The organism is Tritonibacter sp. SIMBA_163 (genome assembly GCF_046535935.1).
Taxonomy (GTDB): domain Bacteria; phylum Pseudomonadota; class Alphaproteobacteria; order Rhodobacterales; family Rhodobacteraceae; genus Epibacterium; species Epibacterium scottomollicae.
This window is the reverse complement of record NZ_JAWJBP010000010.1, coordinates 14,506-36,435: the sequence shown is the minus strand read 5'-3', so window position 1 is coordinate 36,435 and position 21,930 is coordinate 14,506. Positions and strand designations below refer to the sequence as shown.

Annotated in this window: 19 protein-coding genes; 9 read left to right on the top strand and 10 right to left on the bottom strand. The window is 62.2% G+C overall.

Annotation, left to right across the window (positions count from 1 at the left end):
- Positions 1-86 precede the first annotated feature (86 nt).
- Positions 87-641 carry an isopentenyl-diphosphate Delta-isomerase gene (idi, locus tag R0J92_RS14665; RefSeq protein WP_317384991.1) on the top strand — a complete coding sequence of 185 codons (555 nt, stop codon included), beginning with the start codon at positions 87-89 and terminating at the stop codon, positions 639-641.
- A gap of 68 nt (positions 642-709) precedes the next feature.
- Positions 710-1,966 (top strand): flavin-dependent oxidoreductase, encoded by a 1,257-nt coding sequence (locus R0J92_RS14660; protein WP_411052181.1) that lies wholly within the window; start codon positions 710-712, stop codon positions 1,964-1,966.
- Positions 1,967-2,017: 51 nt separating this feature from the next.
- Here the strand turns inward: R0J92_RS14660 and glpK are convergent, their stop codons facing one another.
- The 3 genes from glpK to panB form a co-directional block, all read right to left on the bottom strand.
- Positions 2,018-3,502, bottom strand: coding sequence for a glycerol kinase GlpK (gene glpK, locus R0J92_RS14655; RefSeq protein ID WP_411052180.1), 1,485 nt, complete (start codon positions 3,500-3,502; stop codon positions 2,018-2,020).
- A 102-nt stretch (positions 3,503-3,604) separates the two neighbouring features.
- Positions 3,605-4,447 (bottom strand): pantoate--beta-alanine ligase, encoded by an 843-nt coding sequence (gene panC, locus R0J92_RS14650; RefSeq protein ID WP_411052179.1) that lies wholly within the window; start codon positions 4,445-4,447, stop codon positions 3,605-3,607.
- 15 nt (positions 4,448-4,462) lie between these two features.
- On the bottom strand, positions 4,463-5,296 hold the full coding sequence (panB, locus tag R0J92_RS14645) for a 3-methyl-2-oxobutanoate hydroxymethyltransferase (RefSeq protein WP_411052178.1): 834 nt from the start codon (positions 5,294-5,296) through the stop codon (positions 4,463-4,465).
- 240 nt (positions 5,297-5,536) lie between these two features.
- Between panB and R0J92_RS14640 the strand changes: the two genes are divergently transcribed.
- Complete coding sequence (locus tag R0J92_RS14640) at positions 5,537-7,015, top strand: ABC transporter substrate-binding protein (protein WP_411052177.1); 1,479 nt, start codon at positions 5,537-5,539, stop codon at positions 7,013-7,015.
- Between the two features lie 87 nt (positions 7,016-7,102).
- On the opposite strand, the gene R0J92_RS14635 is transcribed toward R0J92_RS14640, so the two are convergent.
- Positions 7,103-8,245 carry an acetoin utilization protein AcuC gene (locus R0J92_RS14635; protein ID WP_411052176.1) on the bottom strand — a complete coding sequence of 381 codons (1,143 nt, stop codon included), beginning with the start codon at positions 8,243-8,245 and terminating at the stop codon, positions 7,103-7,105.
- A 109-nt stretch (positions 8,246-8,354) separates the two neighbouring features.
- Between R0J92_RS14635 and R0J92_RS14630 the strand changes: the two genes are divergently transcribed.
- From R0J92_RS14630 to R0J92_RS14610, 5 genes are all read left to right on the top strand, one after another.
- A complete protein-coding gene (locus tag R0J92_RS14630) occupies positions 8,355-9,302 on the top strand; it encodes an ABC transporter permease (RefSeq protein ID WP_411052175.1) in 948 nt (315 codons plus the stop codon).
- A gap of 124 nt (positions 9,303-9,426) precedes the next feature.
- Entirely contained in the window at positions 9,427-10,242 is an 816-nt protein-coding gene (locus R0J92_RS14625) for an ABC transporter permease (RefSeq protein WP_411052174.1), read from the top strand.
- The gene (locus tag R0J92_RS14620) at positions 10,239-11,849 is read left to right on the top strand and encodes an ABC transporter ATP-binding protein (RefSeq protein WP_411052173.1); all 1,611 of its coding nucleotides are present in this window, start codon (positions 10,239-10,241) and stop codon (positions 11,847-11,849) included. Before R0J92_RS14625 ends, R0J92_RS14620 begins: the two co-directional genes overlap by 4 nt.
- The gene (locus tag R0J92_RS14615; RefSeq protein ID WP_106164388.1) at positions 11,846-12,319 is read left to right on the top strand and encodes a GNAT family N-acetyltransferase; all 474 of its coding nucleotides are present in this window, start codon (positions 11,846-11,848) and stop codon (positions 12,317-12,319) included. The genes R0J92_RS14620 and R0J92_RS14615 overlap by 4 nt, the downstream gene beginning before the upstream one ends.
- Entirely contained in the window at positions 12,312-13,769 is a 1,458-nt protein-coding gene (locus R0J92_RS14610; protein WP_411052172.1) for an aldehyde dehydrogenase family protein, read from the top strand. The genes R0J92_RS14615 and R0J92_RS14610 overlap by 8 nt, the downstream gene beginning before the upstream one ends.
- An 81-nt stretch (positions 13,770-13,850) precedes the next feature.
- Here the strand turns inward: R0J92_RS14610 and pncB are convergent, their stop codons facing one another.
- From pncB to pncA, 3 genes are all read right to left on the bottom strand, one after another.
- Complete coding sequence (gene pncB / locus R0J92_RS14605; RefSeq protein WP_411052171.1) at positions 13,851-15,140, bottom strand: nicotinate phosphoribosyltransferase; 1,290 nt, start codon at positions 15,138-15,140, stop codon at positions 13,851-13,853.
- 63 nt (positions 15,141-15,203) lie between these two features.
- Positions 15,204-17,474 carry an ATP-binding protein gene (locus R0J92_RS14600; protein ID WP_411052170.1) on the bottom strand — a complete coding sequence of 757 codons (2,271 nt, stop codon included), beginning with the start codon at positions 17,472-17,474 and terminating at the stop codon, positions 15,204-15,206.
- Between the two features lie 86 nt (positions 17,475-17,560).
- A complete protein-coding gene (gene pncA / locus R0J92_RS14595; RefSeq protein ID WP_411052237.1) occupies positions 17,561-18,154 on the bottom strand; it encodes a bifunctional nicotinamidase/pyrazinamidase in 594 nt (197 codons plus the stop codon).
- 215 nt (positions 18,155-18,369) lie between these two features.
- Here pncA and R0J92_RS14590 point away from each other — a divergent pair, with 215 nt between their 5' ends.
- A complete protein-coding gene (locus tag R0J92_RS14590) occupies positions 18,370-19,263 on the top strand; it encodes a rhodanese-related sulfurtransferase (RefSeq protein WP_411052169.1) in 894 nt (297 codons plus the stop codon).
- 4 nt (positions 19,264-19,267) lie between these two features.
- Here R0J92_RS14590 and R0J92_RS14585 read toward each other — a convergent pair whose 3' ends face one another.
- The 3 genes from R0J92_RS14585 to R0J92_RS14575 all read right to left on the bottom strand — a co-directional run bounded on the left by R0J92_RS14585 (position 19,268) and on the right by R0J92_RS14575 (position 21,877).
- Positions 19,268-20,134 carry a serine aminopeptidase domain-containing protein gene (locus R0J92_RS14585; RefSeq protein WP_411052168.1) on the bottom strand — a complete coding sequence of 289 codons (867 nt, stop codon included), beginning with the start codon at positions 20,132-20,134 and terminating at the stop codon, positions 19,268-19,270.
- Positions 20,127-20,579 (bottom strand): MarR family winged helix-turn-helix transcriptional regulator, encoded by a 453-nt coding sequence (locus tag R0J92_RS14580; RefSeq protein ID WP_411052167.1) that lies wholly within the window; start codon positions 20,577-20,579, stop codon positions 20,127-20,129. Before R0J92_RS14580 ends, R0J92_RS14585 begins: the two co-directional genes overlap by 8 nt.
- A gap of 152 nt (positions 20,580-20,731) precedes the next feature.
- Positions 20,732-21,877 (bottom strand): iron-containing alcohol dehydrogenase, encoded by a 1,146-nt coding sequence (locus tag R0J92_RS14575; protein ID WP_411052166.1) that lies wholly within the window; start codon positions 21,875-21,877, stop codon positions 20,732-20,734.
- Positions 21,878-21,930 lie beyond the last annotated feature (53 nt).

Below are 21,930 nucleotides of genomic sequence, written 5' to 3'. Positions count from 1 at the left end.
CGCGCACTTGAGATATGTCACGGCTTGCCCTACATGACCGGCTTTCCACACGCGGCCCCGTCCGGCCGCTCATCCGCAGGAGCACCATGCCAGAGCGCCGCCCCGATCTGATCCCCGCCTGGGTCGATGATACGTTGACCCCGGTGGACAAGTTGCGCGCCCATCAGGAGGGCCTGCGGCACAAGGCCGTTTCCGTCTTTGTGGTCCAGGGCCGTGAGATCCTGATGCAGCGACGGGCGATGGGCAAATACCATACACCCGGCCTCTGGGCGAACACCTGCTGCACCCATCCGATGTGGCGCGAAGCCTCGGATCATTGCGCGGTGCGCAGGCTGGAAGAGGAACTCGGCCTCTCCGGCTTGCACCCGGAATACCGCCACACGCTGGAGTATCGTGCCGACGTGGGCGACGGTTTGATCGAGCATGAGGTAGTCGATGTCTATCTGGCCCATATGCTGGCGCCGCTTGGCCTCGCGCCAAACCCGGCAGAGGTGATGGAGACCCGCTGGGTCGACTATCATGATCTTCTGGCCGAGGTCAGCCGCCACCCAGAGCGTTTCACGCCATGGCTGAAGATCTACCTTGCGGAGTATGCCGACGTGATCTTCGGCCCGGAACTGATCGTCTCTTCACGCATCTGAGGCCTGTCTGCGGCTTGCCTTTTGTTTTGAACGCGTGGTCTTATGCCGCGCGGGAGGAACCAGAACAGATGACAGTTTTGATTGCAGGCGGCGGTATCGCCGGGCTCACCCTCGGGTTGACGCTTCACCAGATCGGGGTGCCGTTTAAGGTCTTCGAGGCCGCGCGGGAGCTCAAGCCCATGGGGGTTGGCATCAACCTCCAGCCCAATGCGGTGCGCGAACTCTTCGATCTGGGACTGGAAGCCGAGCTGGATACCATAGGCGTGCGCACGCAGAGCCTTGGTTTCTTCTCCAAGCTGGGAAACACGATCTGGGAAGAGCCGCGCGGGATGGATGCGGGCTATGCTTGGCCACAGTTTTCCGTGCACCGTGGCGAACTGCAGATGCTGCTGTACCGGACATTGCTTGACCGGGCTGGACCGGATGTGATCGAGACCAACGCCCGCGCCGCGGGCTGGGCAGATACAGGCACGGAGGCGATATTGCAGCTTGCCGACGGGCGCTATGCCTCGGGCGCCTTGGTGGTGGCCGCTGACGGCATCCACTCCGCCCTGCGTGCAGTTGAATACCCCGATGAAGGCGCTCCGATTTGGGATGGGCGCATCCTGTGGCGTGCCACCACCCGCGCGCCGCTGTTTCGGGGCGAGGGCGCAATGGTGATGATCGGCCATGATGATCTGCGGTTTGTATCCTACCCGATCTGTGCCCCCGATGCAGACGGCCTCGCCACGCTCAACTGGATTGCGGAAAAGCGCTTTGATCCCAATCAGGATTTCCAGCGCGAGGACTGGAACCGGGCCGTGGACGTGGAACGCTTCGTGGCGGAGTTTACAGACTGGCGGTTCGACTGGATCGACGTGCCCGCCCTGATCCGCGGCGCCGAGACGGTTTATGAATACCCGATGGTGGATCGCGATCCGCTGCCGCGCTGGACCTTTGGCCGCCGTACCCTGATGGGAGACGCCGCGCATCCAACCTATCCGGTGGGATCAAATGGGGCGAGCCAGGCGATTCTGGATGCTCGCGTGATGGGGGCACATGTCCTGACGCAGGGGCTGACCCCCAAAGCGCTGCACGCCTATGAGGCCGAGATGCGCCCGGCGGCCACCAAGATCGGCATGGCGAATCGCTCTGGCAACGGCCCGGATGCGGTATTGCAGCAGGTCGAGGCCCTGTGTGGCGGCGCGTTTGAAAACATCGACAGCGTTATCCCACGGGCCGATCTGGCCGCGCATGCCGCGAAATACAAAGCCATCTCCGGCTTTTCCATCGAGGCTCTCAACGCGCGACCGCGCACCATTGCCGACGGTGCGCGACTGACCTGACAGCAGGGCCCCGAACGCGCCGGGGCCCTGCCATCATCAGACTCGTTTCGGTTAGACCCCGATCACTGCCTGAACGGCACGTTTCCAACGGGCATAGGCCTCTTCGCGGCGGCCTGTGTCCAGCATCGGCTTGAACTCGCGATCAAGCGCCCAGGTTGCGGCAAAGCCTTCCTGATCCGGGTAGACACCCGCCTTCATTCCGGCGAGCCAAGCAGCGCCCAGCGCCGTGGTCTCCTGCATCACAGGACGATCAACAGCCGCGCCGAGAATGTCCGACAGGCTCTGCATCGCCCAGTCGCTGGCGCTCATGCCGCCGTCGACGCGCAGGGTGACATTGGCTTCGCCCTGCCAATCGGCCCGCATCGCCTCCCAGAGATCACGGGTCTGATAGGCCACGCTTTGCAGGGCCGCGCGAGCAAATTCTGCCGGCCCAGAATTGCGGGTTAGCCCAAACATGCCGCCACGACATTCGGGTTCCCAATAGGGGGCGCCTAGACCGGTGAAGGCAGGCACCAGGATCACGTCCTGCGTCGGGTCCGACTTATCCGCCAGCACGCCCGACTCACTCGCCTTGCCGATAATGCCCAGCCCATCGCGCAGCCATTGCACCGCCGCACCTGCGATGAAGATCGATCCTTCCAGCGCATATGTCGGCTTGCCGTCCAATTGATAGGCGATGGTGGTCAGCATGCGGTTCTTCGACAGCACCGGCGTGTCGCCAGTGTTCAGGAGCGCAAAGCACCCGGTGCCATAGGTGGATTTCATCATCCCCGGTTTGAAACAGGTCTGGCCCACGGTGGCAGCCTGTTGGTCCCCGGCCACCCCAAGGATCGGGATAGCGCCACCCAGATGCTCTGCAGAGGTGTGTCCGAAGTCCGCAGCACTGTCTTTGACCTCGGGCAGGAGGGCCATCGGAACGTCGAGTATCTTGCAAATCTCCGCGCTCCACTGGCCGTCCTTGATGTCATACATCAGCGTGCGGGCCGCGTTGGTGGCGTCGGTGACGTGCGAGCCCCCCCCGGTCAGACGCCAGATCAGGAAGCTGTCGACGGTTCCGAACAGCAGTTCCCCCGCCTCGGCGCGGGCGCGGGTGCCTTCGACCGTATCGAGGATCCACTTTACTTTGGTGCCCGAGAAGTAGGGATCCAGCAACAGACCGGTGGTTTCCCGCACCAGATCCTCATGCCCCTCGTCGCGGAGCGCTTCGCATGTCTCTGCCGTGCGCCGGTCCTGCCAGACGATCGCATTATGGACCGCCTTCCCGGTCGCCTTGTCCCAGACCACCGTGGTTTCGCGCTGGTTGGTGATGCCGATCCCGGCAATGTCGGAGGCGGAAACACCCTTTTGCTCAAGCACCTTGCGGCAGGTGGAGAGCGTGGTGGCCCAGAGGTCCTCCGGGTCATGCTCAACCCAGCCCGCCTGCGGGTAGTGCTGGGGAAACTCCTCCTGCGCCACGGCGGCCACCTGCATATCAGCATCGAACAGGATCGCGCGCGTCGAGGTGGTTCCCTGGTCGATCGCAAGAATGAATGTCATGAGGTCCCCTCCAAAGTATCTCTTGGGGCGGAGATTAGGCATAAATTGTTAGCGCGACCAGCCCCTACTAATCAATTAGTAGGTCAAGAGTCTGAATTGCGCTCACACAGCGATGTTGTCGATCAGGCGCACCCCATCGAGCCACGCCGCCACGAACATCCGCGCCGGGCGATCAAGGCGCTCCATCGTGCAGAGTGTCTCGGCACAGCGCAGGTCGATGTATTCCACCTCAGAAAATCCCAGATCTGCCAGCTGGCGGCGCATGTCGGCCTCTTGCGCGGCGTAGACCTCCCCGGCGCGCAAACGTTCGGCGGCGGCCTCCATCATGGGGTTCAATTGACCTGCTACCGCCACCGCCGCAGGCGACAGCCGCATATTGCGCGAAGACATGGCAAGACCGGAGGCTTCACGGACAGTGGGGCACCCGATCACCTCAATAGGAATATCCAGATCCCGCGCCATGCGTTTGACAACCATCAACTGCTGATAGTCCTTTTCGCCAAAGAATGCCCTGTCGGCGCCGGACTGCAAAAACAGCTTGGCCACCACGGTCGCGACGCCCTCAAAATGACCCGGACGATTGGGACCCTCCATCACGTCGGTGACGCCAGTGAGGCTGATCGTGGTCGCATAGCCCTCTGGATAAATCTGATCCGGATCGGGCACATAGATCGCATCAGCACCATAGGGGGCGAGCTTCTCGGCATCGTCATGTTCGGTGCGCGGATAGTTCGCCAGATCTTCGGGGCTGTTGAACTGCTTCGGGTTCACGAAAATGGTCACGACAACGTGGTCACACGCCGCCTTCGCAGCCTCCACCAACGACAAGTGACCGGCGTGCAATGCGCCCATGGTCGGCACGAGGGCGAGTGTCTCACCCTTCTGGGTCCAGTCGCGGCGCAGCGCGCGCAGGTCTTCAAGGCGGCGCAAAATCGGAGTCGTCATGTTTGGCATGGTCCTTCAGGTCTTCTTGGCCGGGGCCTGATCGGCAAAGGTGTGTTCCGGCTCCGGAAAGCGTCGCGCCCGTACCTCGGTGGCATATTCTGCAATCGCGGCCTCGGCTTGGGTACCAAGATCGGCATAGCGTTTCACGAACTTCGGTTTGAAGGCGGTGAAGAAGCCCAGCATGTCATCCACAACCAGCACCTGGCCATCGCACCCCACCGAGGCGCCAATGCCAATGGTGGGAATGTCCACGATTTCAGTGACCTGATCGGCCAGGGTGGCCGGCACTTTTTCCAGCACCACGGCAAAGGCACCGGCATCGGCCACCGCGCGGGCATCGGCGATCAGCGGCTTGGCCGCCTCATCGCGGCCCTGCACCCTGTAGCCACCCAGAGTGTTGATAGATTGCGGCGTCAGTCCGATATGCGCCATCACCGGGATGCCCCGTTTGACAAGGACGCGGATGGTTTCAGCCATCTCGACGCCGCCTTCGAGCTTGACCGCAGCGGCGCCGGTTTCCGCCATCAGACGGGCCGCATTGCGAAAGGCCTGCGCCGGGCTTTCCTCGTAGGAGCCGAACGGCATGTCGATCACCATCATGGCGTGGCTCAGTCCCCGAGCGACGGCGGCCCCATGCATCACCATCATGTCCATCGTCACGCCCAACGTCGACGGCAGACCGTGCAGCACCATGCCGACACTGTCGCCGACCAGAACAAAATCGCAATGTTCATCCATCAGTCGCGCCATCGGGGTGGTATAGGCGGTAAGGCTCACGATGGGGGTCTGCCCCTTCATGGCGCGGATGTCCGCCGCATTGAGGGCAGTTTTTCGGGCGGTGGCGCTCATGTCTCGGCTCCCTGTCTGGGCCTGCGCTGCGGGACTGGTCGCCGCCTGCGGGCAGGTGACCATTTCGGCACAGTGGAAATTCTATATCAACTGACACAGCTGCATACCAGCCGTGCGGCAGCGCAGCAAAGCTTGATTACGTCGCGAAAAAGACCGACGCTCTGTTCAATCGCCCCAGCAACGTGGGCGCAATGATCCGGCGGACGCCCAGCGCCCGTCGACAGAGGAGGACCTGTGACGATGAAATTGAAGAAGCCCTTTGTGGCCGCGGTCTCCGCGCTTGGCCTGATGGCCGGAGCGGCGTGGGCCAAGGATACAGTGACATATGCCACGCAGCTGGAGCCCCCACATCTGGACCCGACCGGCGGCGCAGCGCAGGCGATCGACACCGTGGTGTATCTCAATATCTTCGAGGGTTTGACACGCTTTACCCCGGATGGGGCCGTTGTCCCGCTGCTGGCCAAGTCATGGGAGATCTCCGAGGACGGGATGACCTATACGTTCACGCTGCAGGACGGCGTGACCTTCCACGATGGCACCGCCATGACGGCGGAGGACGTGAAATTCTCGCTGGACCGCGCCCGTGCCGAAGACAGCACCAACGCACAGAAATCACTCTTCTCCACCATCGCCGACGTCAAGGCGACAGAGCCGCAAACCGTTGTGGTCACCTTGTCGGAACCGAATGGTAGCCTTCTGTTCAACCTCGCCTGGGGGGATGCGGTCATCGTCGCACAGGAGAGCGTCGAGACCCTGAAAACCGCACCTGTGGGCACGGGCCCTTATCGCTTCAACGAGTGGATTCAGGGCGACCGTGTGGAGCTGGTGCGCAACCCCAATTACTGGGGTGAAATCCCCGAGCTGACCAGCGCGACGATCAAGTTCATTTCAGATCCGACCGCCGCGTTTGCTGCCATGATGGCAGAAGATATCGACGCGTTCGACAATTTTCCGGCGCCAGAGAACATGGTGCAGTTTGAGGCGGATCCCCGGTTTCAGGTCATCATCGGCTCCACCGAAGGGGAAACGATCCTCTCCACCAACAATGCGCAGGCACCATTCGACAATCCCAAGGTCCGCGAGGCCCTGGCCCATGCGATTGACCGCAACGCGATCATCGACGGTGCCATGTTCGGCTACGGCACCCCGATCGGAACCCATTTCGCCCCCCATAATCCGGCCTATGTGGACCTGACCGCTCAGTCTGACTTTGATCCGGAAAAGGCCCGCGCATTGCTCGCCGAGGCCGGGCTGTCCGACGGGTTTGAAACCACGCTGCACCTGCCGCCCCCCGCCTATGCCCGCCGTGGAGGCGAGATCGTGGCGGCTCAGCTGGCTCAGGTCGGTATCAAGGCCGAGATCATCAATGTCGAATGGGCGCAGTGGCTGGAAACGGTGTTCAAGGGCAAGACGTTCGGCCTCACCATCGTCAGCCACACGGAGCCAATGGACATCGGCATTTACACACGCCCGGACTATTACTTTCAGTATGACAATCCGGACCTGCAGGGTGTGATGAACCGTTTGAACGCCACAACGGATCCAGACAAGCGGACAGAAATGCTGCAGGAGGCGCAGACAATCATCGCTGACGACTACGTCAACGGCTATCTGTTCCAGCTTGCAAAGCTTGGTATCGCTAAGGCTGGTTTGCAGGGAGTCTGGGCCAACGCACCCACCGCAGCCATCGAGATCGGCGCGCTGAGCTGGGCGGAATAAGGCCGGACCGCTGCAGTTTTTGCGCCGTCTTTAGGGGCGTCGGGTCACCTGGCCCGGCGTCCTCAACCAAGACATAGCGGTCTGCCACTAGGCGCGCCGCACCCTTTGACCGGCGGCTTGCCATCGTTGCCTCAAGTGCGCGACACGATCCGCGATGTCCTGTCGTATTGGCCCGTTGCGTGGCGCATCGCGCAATGTGCTGAACCAATGCTCCGGCGGGTTGCGACCAAGGCGGTGGCCCTTGAACTCCAGCGCGCGCAGAAGCGCCTCAGCCTCTGGGGGCAGATGGTCAGGGATCTCCGCCCCCAGCAATGTGGCCCAGACCCCGGTCCATAACCGCCCCACCGACCACGGGTTATACCCGCCGCCGCCGAGAACCAAGTAACGCGGCGCCAAGCCATTCAGCGCCGACACCACTGCCCAATGGGCAGTGTTTGACAGGTCGAGATGCGCCAGCGGATCCTCGGTCACCGCATCTGCCCCGCATTGCAGGACCACCGCATCCGGCGCGAAATCCGCCACCGCAGGCACGACCAGCGCATCACGGATATATGCCATCTCGCTGTCGTTCAGCCCCCGCGGCACTGGCAGGTTCAGAGCCGAGCCGCCCGCGTCGTCCTGCAGCAGCCCGGTCTTCGGCCAGAGGTTCTCCTCATGCACCGAGATCATCAGCACGTCGCGATCGCCTGGAAAGGCGGCCTCGACCCCGTCGCAGTGATGCGCGTCAATATCCACATAGGCGATCCGCGGAGCACCATGATGGCGCAGCGACAACATCGCGAGCACCGGATCGTTCAGATAGCAAAACCCGTTGGCCCGATCCGGCATGCCGTGATGAGTGCCGCCCGCCGGATTGTAGACCACCCCACCCCGGGCAAGCAATTCTCCGGCCAGGATCGACCCGCCCGCCGCCGTAGCCGGGCGGCGAAAGATCTCCGGGAAGACCGGGTTCGACACGGTGCCAATGTGGTGGCGCGCTCGCACATCGGCGCTGGCCTCCTGCGCGGCCTCTGCCGCTTGAAGGGCCGCCACATACTCAGGCGTGTGAAAGGCGTGCAACGCGGCTGGCTTGGCCCGAGGCGATGTCACGAATGCCTCTTGCGGCAGCCACCCCATCGCTCGTGACACGTCCATCACGGTCGACACACGCGGCACCCGCAGCGGATGCGAGCGGCCATAGGACGACCCGCGATAAATCTCATGACCGATGAAAAGAGGGCGTGGCAGCATCTCACAATAGCTAGCGAACCGCGCCGAATTGGCAAGCGCTGCGACACGCAAAGCAGTTTTGTAATCATGCCTCTGGACGCATGACCTGCGCGCGCCTAACGTACCGTCAATGCTGCACTATCTCCTCAAACGACTGATGTCGCTGATCCTGAGCCTTGCCGTCGCCTCGATGGTTATCTTTGCCGTGATCGAGGTGGCACCGGGCGATCCCGCCTCCTTCATGCTCGGCACGGGCGCGCAGGAGGATACGGTGGCCGCCCTGCGCAGTGAACTGGGCCTCGATCAAGGCAAGGTCAGCCGCTACTTGACCTGGGTCGGCGGCATGCTGACCGGAGATTTCGGCACCTCCTACACCTACCGCACCCCGGTGGCAGAGATGGTGGGCGAGCGCCTCTGGGTGTCCCTGCCGCTGGCACTTTATGCGCTGACGCTATCGACGCTGATCGCCCTGCCCGCCGGGATCTATGCCGCCGCGCGCCGGGGCAAGGCGGGCGACATGGCCGTGATGGGCGCGACGCAGCTGGGCGTGGCGGTGCCGAACTTCTGGTTCGCGATGCTGCTGGTGCTGGTGTTTGCCATCAATCTGCGCTGGTTCTCCGCCGGGGGATTTATCGGCTGGGACAAGGGGCTCTGGGCCGGGCTGCACGCGCTGACCCTGCCGGCGGTGGCGCTAGCCCTGCCGCAGGCGGCGATCCTCGCCCGTGTCATGCGTTCAGCGCTGCTGGAAGTGCTAGGCGAGGACTTCATGCGCTCCGCTCGCGCCAAGGGGCTGAGCCAGCGGCAGGCGATCCGCCGTCACGGGGTGCGCAATGCGCTGATCCCGGTGCTGACCATCATCGGGCTGCAGTTTTCGTTTCTGTTGGCGGGCGCGATTATCATCGAGCAGGTGTTCTACCTCCCCGGTCTGGGTCGACTGGTGTTCCAGGCGATCTCCGCGCGCGATCTGATCGTGGTGGAAAGCGTGGTGATGCTGCTGGTCTTTGCTGTGATCCTGGTGAATTTCCTCGTCGATCTGACCTATGCGGTGGTTGATCCGCGACTTCGGAGGGCGGCATGACAGACATCAACTCTGAAATTAAGTGTCCGGCCTTGCCGGACCGCGCCCGACCCTCCCCACGGGAGGGCGCTTCGCACCCACCCAGGGTCGAGCGCAGTCCTCATATCTTGCACGCGAGGGCGTCATGAACCGAAGCCTGTTTCTTGGCGGTCTTCTCTCGGGGATCATGCTGCTTCTGGCCATAGCCTCCTTTGTGTGGACACCGTTTGATCATGCGGTGATGAACATCCCCGACAAGCTCCAGACGCCCAACGCCACGCACTGGCTGGGCACCGATCATTTTGGCCGCGATATCCTGTCGATGGTGATGGTCGGTGCGCGCACCTCACTGGCGGTAGCACTGCTGGCCGTCGGCATCGGCGTCGGGCTGGGCGTTCCCCTGGGCCTTGCTGCCGCCGCCACCCGCGGATCGTGGCTGGATGAGGTCATCATGCGCGGCAATGATCTGGTCTTTGCCTTCCCCTCGCTGGTAATCGCGATCCTGATCACCGCCGTTTTTGGCCCCAGCGCCACCAATGCCATCATCGCCATCGGCATCTTCAACATCCCGGTCTTTGCCCGCGTCGCTCGGGGCGGCAGCCTCAGCCTCTGGTCGCGAGAATTCATTCTGACCGCGCGTGTGGCGGGCAAATCCCGCGCCCGCATCTCGGCCGAGCATATCCTGCCCAATATCGCCAATCTGCTGATCGTGCAGGGCACCATCCAGTTCTCGCTGGGCATTCTGGCCGAGGCCGGTCTGTCCTACGTGGGTCTTGGCGCCCAACCCCCGACCCCCAGTTGGGGCCGCATGCTGGCCGAGGCGCAGACCCTCGTGAGCCTGGCGCCGCATCTGGCCATCGTGCCGGGGCTGGCGATCATCCTCACCGTGGTGGGGCTGAACCTCCTTGGCGACGGGCTGCGCGACCGGTTTGATCCGCGCCTGATGGAGGGCCGCGCATGAGCCTACTGGACATCTCCGGCCTCACGCTGTCGATCGGGGCGCTGCCGATCCTGCGCGATGTGACCCTGTCGATCGCCGCCGGCGAGATCCTTGCGGTCACCGGCGAAAGTGGCTCCGGCAAGTCGATGACCGCATTGGCCGTCATGCGCCTGCTGCCGCAAGCGGCGGCGACCCGTGGCGCGGTCTATCTGGAGGACGAAGACCTCAGCGCCCTCAGTGAAGACGAGATGTGCCAGCGTCGGGGGCGTGACATCGGCATGGTGTTTCAGGAACCGATGACGGCGCTGAACCCGGTGATGACCATCGGCGCGCAGGTGATGGAAACCATCCTGATCCACACCGAAACCTCCACCGCCGATGCGCAGGCAGAGGCCGCCCGCGTCCTCACCCGCGTCGGCCTGCCACCTGAGCGGTTTCCGCTGGACCGCTACCCGCATGAACTGTCAGGCGGGCAACGCCAGCGGGTGGTGATCGCCATGGCCATCGCGCTGCGTCCGAAACTGCTGATTGCGGATGAACCGACCACCGCGCTGGATGTCACCACGCAGGCGCAGATCCTCGACCTGCTGCGCGATCTGGTGCGCGAATATGGCATGGGGCTGATGATCATCACCCATGACCTCGCGGTCGTGGCAGGGCTTGCCGACCGCATCGTGGTGATGCGCAAGGGCGAGGTGGTGGAGCGTGGCCCGACCATGAGCGTCCTGACCCACCAGCGCCATCCCTACACGCGGATGCTGTTCGAGGCGTCGCGCCATGCGGTCACCCTGCCCGCCGCACCAGCGGCTCCCGCCCCCTTGCTGGAGGTCCGCGAAGCCGTGCGGGATTATACCACGCCGCGCAAAGGCTGGCTTGGCAAACCGGGGCGGTTCCGCGCGGTGAACAACGTCAGCTTCACGCTCCACAAGGGCGAGCGTCTTGGGCTGGTGGGCGAGTCGGGCTGCGGCAAATCCACCCTGACCCGGGCCCTACTGGGCCTCGAAGAGCTGCAGGCCGGGGAGCTGCTGCTGAACGGAAAATCGCTCGCGGCGCGGCGCAGCCCGGCCGAACGGCAGGCGATGCAGGTGGTGTTTCAGGACCCCTACGGCAGCTTCAACCCCCGCCACCGGGTCGAACGGCTGGTGACCGAACCCTTTCACCTGTCGCCGGATGCCCCCATGGGCCGCGCCCGGCAGGATCTGGTGGCGCAGGTGCTGGAGGACGTGGGCCTGTCCGCTGCCGACGCGCAGAAATACCCACATCAGTTCTCCGGCGGTCAACGCCAGCGTATCGCCATCGCCCGGGCGCTCATCACTCGGCCTGAACTGATCCTCTTTGATGAGGCGGTCTCGGCGCTGGATGTCTCGGTCCGTGCCCGCATCCTCGATCTGATTGCCGACCTCTGCGACGCCTATGGGCTGACCTATCTCTTTATCAGCCACGACCTGAGCGTGGTGCGCGAGGTCTGCGACCGGGTGCTGGTCATGCAAAAGGGTGAAATCGTCGAACAAGGCCCGGTGGAAGATGTCTTTACCGCGCCCAGACACGCCTACACCCAGACACTGCTGGCCGCCGCCCCCGTGCTGCCGGATATCACGCCGACCGAACCGCTTGAGACCCCGGCATGAGCGTCACGCTCTCGCTGATCCTGCCGCGAGAGCGGGGACGGCTTGCCAGCCTGCTGGCGCCCTATTTTGCCGAGGTGGCCCCGCAGGCCCGCATCGACCCGACCGAGCGCGCGGGCCAGCTGCTCAATCGCAGGGATGTCACCACCTTCTGGATCCACGACGCGGCCCGTCGGGTCGGCTTTGCCATCGTGCTGAACCTGCCCGATGACCGGCGTGAATTGTCCGAATTCATGATCCTGCCGCAACACCGTCGCCGGGGGCTGGGCATGCAGGCGGCAGCGCTTATCCTCAATGAATTTCCCGGCTTCTGGCGTATGGGCATCTCCCGACATTCACCGGCGGCCGCGGCGTTCTGGGGCACCCGCCTCAGTCTGCTGCCCAATGTCAGGGCCCTGCAGGAGGGCGCGCCCTTTACCGACCATCAGGTCAAGAGCTTCACCTTTGAAATCCAAGGACCGCATCATGGCTGACACCTCTCCCCTCTGGTTCGACCCGCACCTGTGCTTCATCGCCGGGCAGTGGCGCCCCGCACAGGATGGCGCCACCCTGCCGTTGACAAACCCCTCCGATGGTAGCGAAATCTGCCAGATAGCACGCGGTCAGTCTGCCGATATCGACGCCGCCGTTGCCGCAGCGCAGGCCGCGCAAGAGGGTGCATGGGGCGAGATGAGCGCCACCGAGCGTGGCCGTATCCTGACCCGCCTCGGCCAGGTGATATCCCAGAACGTGGACAGGCTTGCAGCGCTGGAGGTGATGGACGTCGGCAAGCCGCCCACCCAGGCGCGCGCCGATGCGGTGGCGCTGGCGCGCTACTGCGAATTCTACGGTGGCGCGGCGGACAAAATCACCGGCGACACCATCCCCTATATGAACGGTTTCACCGTCTTCACTCTGCGCGAACCCTTTGGCGTCACCGGCCATATCGTGCCTTGGAACTACCCGATGCAGATCATCGGACGCTCTGTTGGCGCGGCGCTGGCGATGGGCAATTCCTGCGTGCTGAAACCCGCCGAAGAGGCCTGCCTAACCGCGCTGGCCTTTGCCCATCTGGCAGCGGAGGCGGGCCTGCCCGCAGGGGCGTTGAACGTGGTGCCGGGGCTGGGGGCGGAGGCCGGAGCGGCGCTCTCGGGCCATGGAGGCGTGCAGCATATCTCCTTCACCGGCTCGGTCGCCACCGGCGCGCTGGTGCAGGCCGCAGCGGCGAAAAACGTGGTGCCGGTGACGCTGGAGCTGGGCGGCAAATCCCCGCAGATCGTCTTTGCCGACGCCGATCTCGACGCGGCCCTGCCCTTTCTCGTCAACGCCGGCATCCAGAACGGCGGCCAGACCTGCTCTGCCGCCTCGCGCATCCTGGTCGAACGCCCGGTCTACGAGGCGGTCAAGGCGCGCATGGCTGCGGCCTATGCCGATCTCACCGTCGGCCCGGCGGCAGAGGACTTGCGGCTTGGTCCGCTGATCTCAACCCGCCAGAAAGAGATTGTCGAAGGCTTCCTGGCCAAAGGCGCGGGTCTCGAAATCGCGGGTCAGGGCCGGATCAGCGACAACGCGCCAGAAGCAGGCGCCTATGTGCGCCCCACCCTGTTTGCCGATGTGCCCGCCGATCATCCACTGGCGCAGCAGGAGATCTTCGGCCCGGTGCAGGTATTGATCCCGTTCGAGACCGAGGCCGAGGCGGTCAGGATCGCCAACAGCACCGACTACGGCCTTGTTGCCGCCCTCTGGACCCGCGACGGAGCCCGGCAACTCCGGCTGGCCAAGCGGCTGAAAGCGGGACAAGTCTTCCTCAACACCTATGGTGCCGGCGGCGGGGTCGAGCTTCCCTTCGGTGGCATCGGCAAATCCGGCCATGGCCGCGAGAAGGGCTTCGAGGCGCTCTATGGCTTTTCACAATTGAAAACCGTGGCCGCCCACCACGGCTGATCATTTCATCTTTTCAGAAATACCTCGGGGGTGAGGGCCCAATGGCCCGAGGGGGCAGCGCCCCCCTGTCACCACAGGCGATCAGACAATCACGTCCATGCTCTCCTGCGCCCCAACACCAAAGACCCGCTTGTAGCGCGCAATCTCCTCCGCCGGTCCCATCGCTTTCTCCGGGTTATCCGACAGTTTCACCGTGGGACGTCCGTTGGCCGAGACCGCCTTGCAGACCAGCGAGAATGGCGCAAGCCCCTCATCGGGTACCAACCCGCGGAAGTCATTGGTCAGCAGTGTGCCCCAGCCGAACGACGCCTTCACCCGGCCTGAGAACTGCTGGTGCAGCTCGGCGATCTTGTCCACGTCGAGCCCGTCGGAGAAGATTACCCGCTTTTCACGCGGGTCCTCGCCGCGCTCCTGCCACCAGCGGATGGCGATCTCCGCCGCCGCCGCCGGATCGCCGCTGTCGACGCGAATGCCGGTCCAGCCCGCGAGCCAGTCCGGCGCATTGTCGAGGAACCCTTGGGTGCCGTAGGTATCCGGCAGGATGATGCGCAGGTTGCCGTCGTGCTCCTCATGCCAGTCCGACATCACATCATAGGGCGCACGCGCCAGGGCGGCGTCATCCTCGGCCAGCGCCGAATAGACCATCGGCAGCTCATGGGCATTGGTGCCGATCGCTTCCACCTCGCGCCGCATGGCAATGAAACAGTTCGAGGTGCCGGTGAAGGATGACCCCAGCCCCTCCATCATCGCCTGCACGCACCAGTCCTGCCAGAGGAACCCATGCCGCCGACGGGTGCCGAAATCCGCAATACCAAGCCCGTCGATGCCGCGCAGCGTCTCGATCTTCTCCCAGACACGGGTCATGGCGCGGGCATAGAGGATCTGGAGTTCGAACCGGTCCATCTGATCCAGCACCGCGCGCGAGCGCAGCTCCATCAGCACCGCCAATGCCGGTATCTCCCACAGCATCACCTCAGGCCAGGAGCCCTCAAACGTCAGCTCGTATTGGTCGCCCTTGCGCTCCAAGTGGTAGGGCGGCAGGCGTAGCCCCTCGAACCACTCCATGAAGTCGGGGCGGAACATCTGCCGCTTGCCGTAGAACGTATTGCCGCGCAGCCAGGTGCTTTCCCCCCGGCTCAGTGACAGCGAGCGGATGTGATCCAGCTGCTCGCGCAGCTCTCCCTCATCGATCAGCTTTGCCAGAGGCACCGAGGTGGAGCGATTGATCAACGAAAAGGTGACCTGAGTGTCCGGCTTGTTGCGGAACACCGACTGGCACATCAGCAGCTTGTAGAAATCCGTATCAATCAGGGACCGGACGATCGGATCGATCTTCCACTTGTGATTGTAGACGCGCGTTGCAATATCCAAGGGCCGACCTCTTGCGGTTGTTCACCGATTGATAGGACAGGCTGCGCCAGTTCAGCAAGCAGTTCAACCGCCTTCGGTCTCGCGGGCGGTTTCGGCGAATTCCAGCAACAGGTTCAGCAACTCGTGGCGCGACAGCGGTTTGCACAGGAATGTGTCCATGCCGGCCTCAAAACAGGCTTCGCGACTGGTGTCGTCCGCATTGGCGGTCAACGCGGCGATAAACGGCTGCACGATGTCGAGTTTGCGAATGGCGCGGGTTGCTTCAAGCCCATTCACCTCCGGCATCGACATATCCATCAGGATGATCTGTGGTTTGAAACCGACCGTCAGCTCCTCTGCCTCCGCGCCATTGCGGGCGAAACGCAGATTGAGTGGCGCATCAGCCAGGAATTTGCTGATCAAAAGACGATTGACCCGGTTGTCCTCGGCGACCAGCAACCGCAGCCCGTCCAGCCCTGACAGGTCCGGAAGATGGCTCACCGTTTCGGACACTGCCACCGGTACAGTCGGATTGGAGGCCAGCTCCAGATCGAGTGTCAGCTTGAAACAAGAGCCCTTGCCAGGTGTGGATGTCACGCTGATGTCACCGCCCATGGCCTGCGCCAGCCCCCGAGAGATCGACAGCCCAAGCCCGGTGCCGCCGTATTTACGTGAAATGGCATTATCCGCCTGCGAGAACCGCTCAAAGATATGATCCAGCTTGTCTGCCGGTATCCCAATCCCCGTGTCCTCCACCGCAATGACAGTCGCAAGCGCCTCATCGCGCATCTCGGCGCTGACCCGGATTTTGACATTGCCAGTGGTGGTGAATTTTACGGCATTGCCCACCAAGTTGACGAGGATCTGGCGCAAACGGCGATCATCCCCACACACCCAGGCGGGCACATCGGGATCGATATTGATCGAGAGCGACAGCTGTTTCTCATCCGCCTGACCACGGAGCAGAAGCGCAGTATCGCGCACGCAGGCGTGTAGATCGAATTCCACATTGAACAGGGACACCCCGGCTGCGTTCATGCGCGACAGGTCCAGCACGTCGTTGATCAGCGACAACAAGGCACGGGAGGAGCTGAGGATCGTCTCGGTGTAGAGTTTCTGGTCCTCGCTCAGATCGGTGGCCTGCAGCATCTGCGCCATGCCGATCACCCCGTTCATTGGCGTGCGGAATTCGTGGCTCATGGTTGCGAGGAACTCTTCCTTGATACGCGCGCCCTCTTCGGCTGCCCTGCGGGCTTCTTTCAATTCGCGTTCGTGCTCCTTGGTTGCGGTCACGTCCCGCTCCACCGCGATGTAGGTTTCCACGCGACCCGCATCATCGAAAACAGGGACCTGATTTGTCTCGATCCAGATGTTCTTGCCATCCTTGCGCCGATTGATCAGCTCTGCCCGAAACGGACGGGCCTCCTTGCGGCCATCCTCAATGAACCGCAATGTGTCCTTGTCAGTCGCATCACTGTTCAGGATCGCTCCCGGATTGCACCCCACCAGCTCATCAAAGGAGTAGCCGGTCATCCGCGAGAAACCGTCGTTGACCCAGCGTACGATCCCATCGCACCCGATCAGCATGACGCCATCATTGGCGTGCTCGGCGATCATTGCCAAGCGCCGCGCTTCCTGCTTCTGGTCGAACAGGCGCATATAGGCATCTTCGAGCGCCTGCCGCTGCAGTGCCTGCGATCGCAGGGTGCGTCGCGCATTTCGATGCCTTTTCTGAACCAGCACCAGAAACCAGATTTGTGTCAGGGCGAAGGCCAGGAAGCCGGCGCCCATGACCTGCAAACTTGTGCTATCGACTTCATGTACCTGCAAGATATGCGCTGCAATCCCAAGCGGCGGCAAGAGCAGGAAGATCAAGCGCACCGTGGCCGACCACGGCGAATAGCGAAAATCAAGAGAAGCGCTTAGCGAGGCGCCAAGTACGATGCACAAGGCAAAGAAGGGCTCAACCAGCACATCATGAGAGCTGCGCTCCACATGCACTCGAAAATAAGGGATGATTGCGAAGGCGCAGATACACAGCGCATGCACCCCTGAATAAACAGAGATTACCAGATGTGCCCGAACGAGCGGCAGCCCTGCATTCAGACGCTTGGGCAAGTTGCGCAGATATGCGGTCTCTGCCAGATCAGCGGTCAGGTAGATTGCAAAAACAAGCAAGGGCCAGAAGGTGCTGAAAATCAGCGACAGAACAAGAGTCGCCCCAACGGCAACCGAAAGGCGGCCAAAGAAAAGCCTGCTGCGAATGACTGCATAGCGCGACAATAGCCCCTTGGGGCTGAACTGAGCATTGTGTAACGACAGTGGGCCGTCTGATGCAGGTTTGGTCTGCTCCATGTCACGTGTACTCGGTTGCGCCTGCTCTCTGTCGGCAGGCTCAGACATCTTCTTACAGCACTGAGATTAACAAATGACCGACTTGCTCAGGCAAATTTCACGCCCCGCTGACGCATATTCTCCATTTGGGTGCTCAGAGATCCGTCAAGGTCGATCGCCCGGCAGGCGTCGAGCACAACCCTGACGGAGAAATTGAGACGACGGGCATCCAGCGCGGAAAAGGCGACACAGAAATCCGTGGCCAAACCGACCATCGTCAGATCCGTGATCCCGCGGCTGCGCAAATATCCTTCGAGCCCGGTTGGAGTGGTCTGATCGTTCTCAAAAAACGCAGAGTAGCTATCAACATCGGGACGAAACCCCTTGCGAATGATCAGGTCGCCATCGGTTCGCAAATCGGAGTGAAACGCCGCGCCCGAACTGCCCTGCACACAGTGATCCGGCCATAACACCTGTTGGCCATAGGGCATCTCTGTCGTATCGAACGGCCCGTGTCCGGGATGCGAGCTGGCAAAGGAAGAATGCCCCGATGGATGCCAGTCCTGAGTCAGAATCACCGTACCGAACTGCTGCATCATGGCATTGATGGGTGCGACCACCTGATCTCCATCCGGCACGGCCAGCGCTCCGCCGGGGCAGAAATCATTCTGCACATCGATTACGATCAGCGCTTCGGTCATCATCGTCTCCAATATCGTTCATATCGTTGGCTCTGTCTGATCAGAAGACTGCGCCAAACAGCCTGCAAGCGCAATCAACCACAAGGTGTTTCACCCTGAGGTTGCCTGTGACTCGAACGCCAGCAAATGATATATTTCAGCTACTTATTTCCGCGCTCATGGTTGACATTTTCTCATCTTGCAAAATTGCGCACTTCGCTCTATCCGCCCCTTCTATGTACACCATTGCCGCACTCTACCAGTTCACCCGCTTTGACGATCCGGCCGCGCTAAAGCCGGCGCTGCTCGACCTGTGTCTTGCGCAAGACGTCAAGGGCTCGCTTCTGCTGGCCAAGGAAGGGATCAACGGAACGATCGCAGGGCCGCGGCGCGGGATCGACACAGTTCTTGCGCACATCAAGTCCCTGCCCGGCTGTGACGGGCTGGAGTGGAAGGAAGCGACAGCAGAGCAAGCTCCCTTTGGCAAGATGAAGGTTCGGCTGAAGAAAGAGATTGTCACCATGGGCCAGCCGGACGTCGATCCGCGCGCCACAGTCGGCCACTATGTGGAACCGGGTGAATGGAACGACCTGATCCGCTCTGACGATGTGGTGGTGATCGACACCCGGAATGATTACGAGGTCGCCATCGGCACCTTCGAAGGCGCTCTGGACCCGAAAACCGAGAGTTTTCGCGAATTTCCGAAATGGTGGGAAGAGAACAAGGACCGCTTTCACAACAAGCGCGTTGCCATGTTCTGCACAGGCGGCATTCGCTGCGAGAAGTCGACCAACTACCTGCTCTCGCAGGGGGTCGAGGACGTCTATCACCTGAAGGGCGGCATCCTGCGTTATCTTGAGGAAATGCCCGAGGACAACAGCACCTGGCAGGGCGAGTGTTTTGTCTTCGACAATCGCGTGTCTGTCGGGCACGGGCTGGCGGAAGGCCCGCACGAGCTATGCCACGGCTGCCGACGTCCGATCCTGCCTGCCGACAAGGCGCGTCCGGAGTTCGAGGCCGGGGTCTCCTGTCACCAATGCCGCGACACCACCAGCGACGCGGACAAAGCGCGCTTCCGTGAGCGGCAGAAACAAATCCAGCTGGCGCGCGAGCGCGGCGAGCTGAGCTGACGTTTTAAAGACCGCATTCCAACCAGTCAGATACCTCGTCCCAAAGAGCCTCACGCCCCGGGCGAAAGGCACCTTCGTGCCCGATGCGGTTCACGCCGTACTCTCGTGGACTGCGCACGACCAGTTCCGTATCCGCACTCGGATAAACCGCGAGCAGGTCCCGTCCACTCGCGCGCGTGGCTATGGGATCATCCGAGAAGATCCACGACCGGATCGGCGCGTTGACCTCTGCATAGGCTTGAGGCTGCAGGGCGCCCTCTAGATCAGGCTGGAAATAGCCCCGCCGGTGGCTCCAGCGTCTCCATGTGCGGAACAGACGCGGAGGCAGCGCCTCGCCCTGCCAGCCTCCGATCGGCATCACAGCCTTGTGCCGCCACAAAGAGTAGCTTCCCAGTCCCCACCAGAAGTAGAATTCCTTAGGTATATTCCGCCAGTGATGGCCGCCCCAGTAACCGGTTCCAATACTGAGAAACGCATGCCGTAGCAGCCGGGATTGGTTGGGCATCAAACCCAGAAAATGCCCCCCCACACTATGCGCTACATGCGCGAGCGGGAGATCACCGGCAACGCGCGCCAGAACATCAACTGCGGCGGGCATGTCATACCGGCCCCAGTCGGAGTACTCGATGTTGGCAAAGTCATGCCCAGCGTTGAAGGATCCACCGATACCGCGATAGTCGTAGGTCAATACCATTGCACCCCGACCCGCAAGATACTGTGCAAAATGACGGTAGAACCTGCGGGGAAACCCTGTGCCCGCCGACATCATCACCGCGTGTGTCGCTTCGGCCTGACTGTGGTACAGCGTGCCCGCCAGGGGCCAACCATCTGCCGCCGCAAAGCCAATGTCTTCGATCAAAGTCTCAGCCATGGGACGCTGGCCCCCCTGCAATGATCTCGTCGGCGTTGTCTTCCAGATGGGTCAGAAAGCGCCGGATCACCTCGCATTCCTCGTCGCTGAATGGAGCCAGCAAGGTTTCATTATAGTGACGTGTGTCCTGACGTGCGCGCATCGCCAGCGCTTCGCCCGTCTCGGTCAGGTGGACGAGAATGCTGCGTCCATCGGTTGTCGCCGGTTTTCGGGACACCAACCCTCGCGTGCTCAGCCGGTCTACCAGACCTGTGATGCCGGAGTTGGCCATGGAAAGCTGGGCGGCAAGTGCGGTTGATGGAAGGGCACCGTCGTTCAGCAGGATAATCAGCACCGCCATCTGGCTAGTGCTCAGATCCAGTTCCTGCCTGCCGCGATTGTCTGCAGCACGGAACAACGCGCTATGGGCCTTTTGCAAGTGATGAAAGACACGAAACCTTGTCAAACCAATCTCCTTCGCACGCAAAGCAATTTAGTTTGTATAGGAACTACTTTCAGCTCCTGACAATGGTGTCCCGACGTCAGGCAAGCGCGCCTCGATACAAAAAAGGCCACGCCCAGGGGGCGCGGCCTCTCTCATTTCGGGGGGCGACCCTGTCAGAGCGCCGCTTTGAACAGCTGCGTCAGGTTTTCTTCGGTCAGTTTGATCGGGTTTCCGCCGCAGCTCGGATCAATGATCGCGCCTTTGACAAGCTCCGGAATCGAGTCCTCGGTCACGCCCAGTTCGGAAAGGCCACGCGGGATGCCGAGACTGTCGTTGAATTCCTGCACAAAGGCTCTGAAGCCTTCAAAGCCTCCCTCAATCCCAAGGTAGGCTGCCGCCATGTCAAACCGCTCCGATATCTCGGAGGCGTTGAACTCCAGCACAGCAGGCATGCAGACTGCATTGGTGGTTCCATGGTGAGTATTGAAATGCGCACCAATCGGGTGGCTCATGGCGTGGATTGCACCGAGGCCCTTCTGAAAGGCTGTCGCGCCCATGGCCGCCGCAGACATCATATGCGCGCGCGCCTCAATGTCGGTGCCATCGGCGTAAGCGCGCGGCAGGTAGTCCTTGACCAGGCGCATGCCTTCAAGCGCCATGCCCTGAGACATCGGATGGTAGTGCGGCGAGGAGAATGCCTCGACACAGTGAGCAAAGGCATCGAGGCCGGTGCCCGCGGTAATGAACTTGGGCATGCCGACGGTCAGTTCGGGATCGCAAATCACCACGGTGGGCAGGACTTTGGGGTGGAAGATGATCTTTTTCTGATGGGTGACACTGTCGGTGATCACAGAGGCACGGCCCACTTCAGAGCCAGTGCCCGCAGTGGTCGGCACTGCGATGATCGGCACGATGGCGTCGGCATCGGCGCGGGTCCACCAGTCGCCGATATCCTCGAAATCCCAGACCGGGCGGGTCTGGCCCGCCATGAAGGCAACCATCTTGCCCAGATCAAGACCGGAGCCGCCGCCAAAAGCGATCACGCCGTCATGGCCACCTGCCTTGTAGGCAGCGACACCTGCGTCGAGGTTCTTCTCGTTCGGGTTGGGATCCACCTCGGAAAACATCCCGCGACCAAGGCCGGCGGCCTCCATGATGTCGAGGGTGGATTTTGTCACGGGCAGATCCGCAAGCCCCTTGTCGGTGACCAAAAGTGGCTTCTTGATCCCGGCCTGCGCGCAGGCATCGGCCAGTTCCTTGATCCGGCCTGCGCCGAACTTGATTGCGGTCGGATACGACCAGTTTCCAATGAGAGACATCAGCATGTTCCTGTGGTGAGCCGGGGTGGGGGCGCTGCCCCCGCTTGCCATAC